Raw genomic sequence first — 4,719 nt, forward strand, 5'->3', positions numbered from 1 at the left:
CGCTCGCAACGCGCGGGCCCCACCGCTGCGTTCCGGACCTTGGCCGCAAGTCGGTCATATGCGGGCGGGTTTCAGTGGGAATCGGACATCAGCGCCTCGGATGTCCGGGATGTTGGCGAGTCCCAGGTCGTGACATCCGCCGAGAAGAGGCAGGGCCGACGGGTACTGTGTGGCCATGGCCACTTCGAGCTCACCCCTCCTCTCCGTCGAGGGCCTCGTCGCCCTGCTCGACCTCGACCCCGGGGAGTTCCCCGTCACGGGGTCGATTCCCGTGCTCATCGACTCCTCGAAGCGCCCCGCCGCTTCGCCCGGTCCGGATTCCCCCGTCATCCTCGACATCCGCTACCCGGGCCCGGGATCGCAGGTCGATGGACGGGCCCAGTACCTCGCGGGGCACATCCCGGGAGCCGTCTACGTATCGCTGGACGAGGCGCTCGCCGCACCGCATCGACCGGGGCGAACAGGACGCCACCCCATTCCGGACCTCGATGTCTTCGAGACCGCCATGCGCTTGGCGGGGGTGAGCGGCGAGCGTCCGGTCATCGTCTACGACGACTGGTTCTCGATCGCCGCCGCTCGCGCCTGGTGGCTCCTCACCTGGGCGGGGCACTCGGATGTCCGCGTCCTCGACGGCGGATGGAAGGCGTGGCGGGACGCCTGCTACCCGGTCCATACCGGGCAGGTCGACGCCGTCCCGGGCGACTTCCGTGCCGTCGCCGGGCACCGCCCCCTGATCGACGCGGAGGGTGCGGCGCGCATCAGCGCGTCGGGAGTGCTCCTCGATGCGCGACCGGCCAATCGATTCCGCGGGGAGGACGAGACGGTCGACCCCGTTGCCGGGCACATTCCGGGTGCGCGTTCCCTTCCCGCCCTGTCCCTCGTGGATGAATCCGGACGATTCCTCGACTCGGAGGAGCTCGTGGACCGTTTCGAGAGCGTCGGCGCCCTCGATGCCGGCGACGTGGGCGTCTACTGCGGTTCGGGCCTTCAGGCGAGTCACGTCATTCTCGCCGCTGAAGCGAGCGGTGCCCTCGAGGGGGCCGCACTGTACGTGGGTTCGTGGAGCGATTGGATCACCGATCCGGCCCGGCCGGTGGAATGAGGAGGGCGTCTTGGCCCTTCGGCTCCCGGTGCTTGCTTCACGGCGTTTTTTACGCGCTTCGACCTCAAAATGCCCGGTGAAGCAAGCAGCGGGACCCTTCCCGCGCTCGGCACCGATAACCGGGCCTGCTCGCGGGCTCTAGGATGAATGGCGGAACCCGTCCGGGCCGTCGAGACAAAGGACCCTCATGACTTTCCAGATCCACAATTTCACCGACAATGACGACATCACGACCATCGCCCAGATCGGTGTCTTCTCGGTCATCGAGTACGCGAAGGATCTCTCGGTCGATACCGCGAGCGCGCAGCGCGCCTTCTTCGAATCTCAGATGAATGTGCGCCGCAAGCAGCTGGTCATCGGACTCCAGGGCGGCGCGGTGACGGTTCAAGCCGGAGCGATGCAATGGACGGCCGGGCGCGTGTCCGCGAACACCGGCGTCAAAGGCGCGGGCGACTTCATCGGCAAGATGTTCCGGGGCGCGGTGACCGGCGAGTCCGCGATCAAGCCCGAATATTCCGGCACGGGCCTCGTCGTGCTGGAGCCGACGACGCGGCACATCATCCTGCAGGATCTTGCCCAGTGGGGCGGCGGACTCGTCGTCGAGGACGGGATGTTCCTCGCCTGCGATGCCGGCATCGAGCACAAGCTCATCGCCCGCTCCAACCTGTCCTCGGCCGTCGGCGGAGGGGAGGGGCTCTTCAACCTCGGGCTGTTCGGCTCCGGTGTCGTCGCACTCGAGTGCGCAGTTCCGGCTGCCGAGCTCATCGCCGTCGATCTCAACGAGGATGAGCTCCGCATCGACGGCCCGCTCGCGGTGGCGTGGTCGCCGAGCCTGCAATTCACCGTCGAGCGCTCAGGACGCTCGCTCATCGGCTCGATGGCGTCGGGCGAGGGCCTGGTGAATGTCTACCGCGGTACGGGTCGGGTCCTCATGTCGCCGGTCGCCGCGACGAACCTCGCGTCGGCGGCGGCCATGTCCGGCGAGTGAGGGCCGTGCTCGCCGAGTGACGGGTCGGGCGAGGCCCGATCCGCCTCGCCGTCCCGCCCTCGGCGCCCCGCGGCACGCCGCCCCCCGTTCACCCGGACGACCCGGCGACGATCCGATGCGCAGTGCGGGCCGCCCTCGCGAAGGAGGACGGCCCGCACTGCGCGAACAGCGGTCAGTCGACGATGCCGTAGAGGCGATCGCCCGCGTCACCCAGGCCGGGGACGATGTACGACTTCTCGTTGAGGTGATCGTCGACGGCGGCCACGACGACCGAGACCTCGGCGCGATCGCCGATGAACTCCTCGAGGACCTTCAGACCCTCCGGGGCCGCGAGCAGGCACACGCAGGTGACGTCCTTGGCTCCGCGTTCGAGCAGGTAGTTCGTTGCGGCGACCATCGTGTGGCCGGTGGCGAGCATCGGGTCCAGGATGAAGCACTGGCGGCCGGACAGATCGTCGGGCAGACGGTTCGCGTAGGTCTCGATCTCGAGGGTGTCTTCATCGCGGCGCATGCCGAGGAAGCCGACTTCGGCCGTCGGGAGCAGGCGGGTCATGCCTTCGAGCATGCCGAGGCCCGCGCGCAGGACCGGCACGACGATCGGGCGCGGTTCGGAGAGCTTGCGGCCGATCGTCGGGGCGACCGGGGTGTTGATGGCCCGTTCGGTGACGGACACGTGACGGGTCGCCTCGTAGGCGAGGAGCGTGACGAGTTCGTCGACGAGCTGGCGGAAGGTCGCGGAAGGGGTGTTCCGGTCCCGCAGGACGGTGAGCTTGTGGGCGATGAGCGGGTGGTCAGCAACGTGAAGGCGCATGCTCCAAGGCTACCGCGTCCCCCCTCCCTCTTACACGCCCGGGGCCGCTACTCTTGGGTCTGTGACAGCCATGAAGCGTTATCGAGATGCGATGAGCCGCGCGCTCTTCTTAGCCAACCGTGCGAGGGAGTCGGGCGACGTCCCGGTGGGGGCCGTCGTCGTCGATTCGCTGGGTCGGATCGTCGGTACCGGGTGGAACACGCGCGAGGGCGAGCACGACCCCTGCGGCCATGCGGAGATCAACGCCCTGCGCGAGGCGGGCCGCACCCTCAAGCGCTGGAATCTCGTGGGGTGCACTCTGGTCGTCACTCTTGAGCCCTGCACGATGTGCGCGGGTGCCGCGCTCGCTGCGCGCGTGGATCGCGTCGTCTTCGGCGCATGGGACCCGAAGGCCGGTGCTGCCGGTTCGCTTCGCGATGTCCTGCATGATTCGCGGATGAATCACCGCGTCGAGGTCATCGGCGGGGTCCTCGCCTCCGAGGCGACGATTCAGCTCAGGGCCTTCTTCGAGGGCAGGCGCGAGTCCTCGTCCGAGCCGAGCGGGCGCGCGGCCCTCGCGGCCGAACCGGCGCAGGTGCCGAGCTTCGAGCGCGTCGCCTCGTGGGTGTCGGATTCTGACTTGGTGGCGTCGGACTCGGCGGCTTCGGGTTCCGTGCCGGTGCCGGCGGCTTTGGCGACGGCTGCGGTTCCGCCCCCTCCTGCTCCGAAATCAGTGGCCGAGGGCGGGCGAGCGGCTCAGGACACGGGTGAGCGGTCCTCGTATTCGCCTGATGCTGCTGCGCCCCTTGCGCCCTCGTCGCAGGATCCGGCGCTTCGGCCGTCGCTTCCGGGGCGACTGCGGCCCGCCGAGGGTTCATCTCATGCCCGGGGAGCCTCCGCGGCCTCGCATCCGCGAGCCCGCCAGCAGGTGCGCTCCCTCGCTCCGAATCGGCCCCTCCCGACTTTCGAGGAGTTCGCTGCGATTTCCTCTCGGGCGCCCGAGCTGAAGCCGATGGCGGTCGAGCCGAAGCCGATGGCGCCCGCCGCGCCCGCCCCTGCGCTCGCGGCCCGGCCCGCTGCGCCGGCGACTCCCCCTGCTTCGCAGCCCCGGGCTCTGAAGAAGCCGTTGGGCCAGGAGGGCCCGTCGGTTTTCGTGGCCGGCGTGCCCGTGAGGAGCCGGCGTCGGGGGAACGCGAGGCACTGACGCCGCCCTCCCCGGGAGCATCGCCTGCGGTGATCCGAGGGCATGACAGAGTTCGCCCGTTCGCGGGAGCGCTGCTTCGCGAAAGCGGCGTTCCGCGAGGGCAGTGTCGGGGCCGGGAGGCCGCTCGGCAAGCGGTAATGCTTTCGATCGACGAAGGTGATGCTTTCGACGGGTGAAGGTGATGCTTTCGACGGGTGAAAGTGATGATCTCGGCGGAGGGGAGCGGGCGGGAGGCCGGGCCGCTCAGCGGGTCGCTGCGGGGCGCTCGATGACCTTCCACGCGCCGGTGAGGATCGCCGAGGCGAGGAGCCACTTGACGACGCCGCCCGGGAGGAAGGGGAGGACTCCCGCCTCGAGGGTCGCCATCAGGCCGAGCGTCTTGCCGAGGAGGAAGCGGAGGACCGCCCACATCCACGGGACGCCCACGAGGAAGGGGATCGCCGAGGCTAGCCCGAAGGCCCCGAGCGAGGCGAGCGGCCTGCGGTCCCAGCGGCGCTCCGAGAAGCGGCCGACGACCCATGCCGCCGGGATGAAGCCGAGGATGAAGCCGAAGGACGGCTGGAGGACGTAGGCGGGCCCGCCGCCGAAGCCGGCGAACCAGGGGAGGCCCGCGACTCCGAGGGCCGCGTACACCA

General features: G+C 69.7%; 5 protein-coding genes. 3 read left to right on the plus strand and 2 right to left on the minus strand.

Annotation, left to right across the window (positions count from 1 at the left end; genetic code table 11):
• Positions 1-175: 175 nt before the first annotated feature.
• Both ACQY7V_RS01190 and ACQY7V_RS01195 read left to right on the plus strand, forming a co-directional pair.
• The gene (locus ACQY7V_RS01190) at positions 176-1,102 is read left to right on the plus strand and encodes a sulfurtransferase (RefSeq protein WP_428638518.1); all 927 of its coding nucleotides are present in this window, start codon (positions 176-178) and stop codon (positions 1,100-1,102) included.
• Between the two features lie 187 nt (positions 1,103-1,289).
• A complete protein-coding gene (locus ACQY7V_RS01195) occupies positions 1,290-2,090 on the plus strand; it encodes an AIM24 family protein (RefSeq protein WP_235361829.1) in 801 nt (266 codons plus the stop codon).
• 172 nt (positions 2,091-2,262) lie between these two features.
• On the opposite strand, the gene upp is transcribed toward ACQY7V_RS01195, so the two are convergent.
• Positions 2,263-2,901, minus strand: coding sequence for a uracil phosphoribosyltransferase (gene upp, locus ACQY7V_RS01200; protein WP_154475366.1), 639 nt, complete (start codon positions 2,899-2,901; stop codon positions 2,263-2,265).
• 70 nt (positions 2,902-2,971) lie between these two features.
• Between upp and tadA the strand changes: the two genes are divergently transcribed.
• A complete protein-coding gene (tadA, locus tag ACQY7V_RS01205) occupies positions 2,972-4,084 on the plus strand; it encodes a tRNA adenosine(34) deaminase TadA (protein ID WP_428638522.1) in 1,113 nt (370 codons plus the stop codon).
• A 243-nt stretch (positions 4,085-4,327) separates the two neighbouring features.
• Here tadA and ACQY7V_RS01210 read toward each other — a convergent pair.
• On the minus strand, positions 4,328-4,719 hold a 392-nt coding region (locus tag ACQY7V_RS01210; protein WP_428638520.1), incomplete at its 5' end, for a biotin transporter BioY.

Origin of the sequence: Schaalia sp. (genome assembly GCF_050312375.1) — a bacterium.
GTDB classification, from domain to species: Bacteria; Actinomycetota; Actinomycetes; order Actinomycetales; family Actinomycetaceae; genus Pauljensenia; species Pauljensenia hyovaginalis.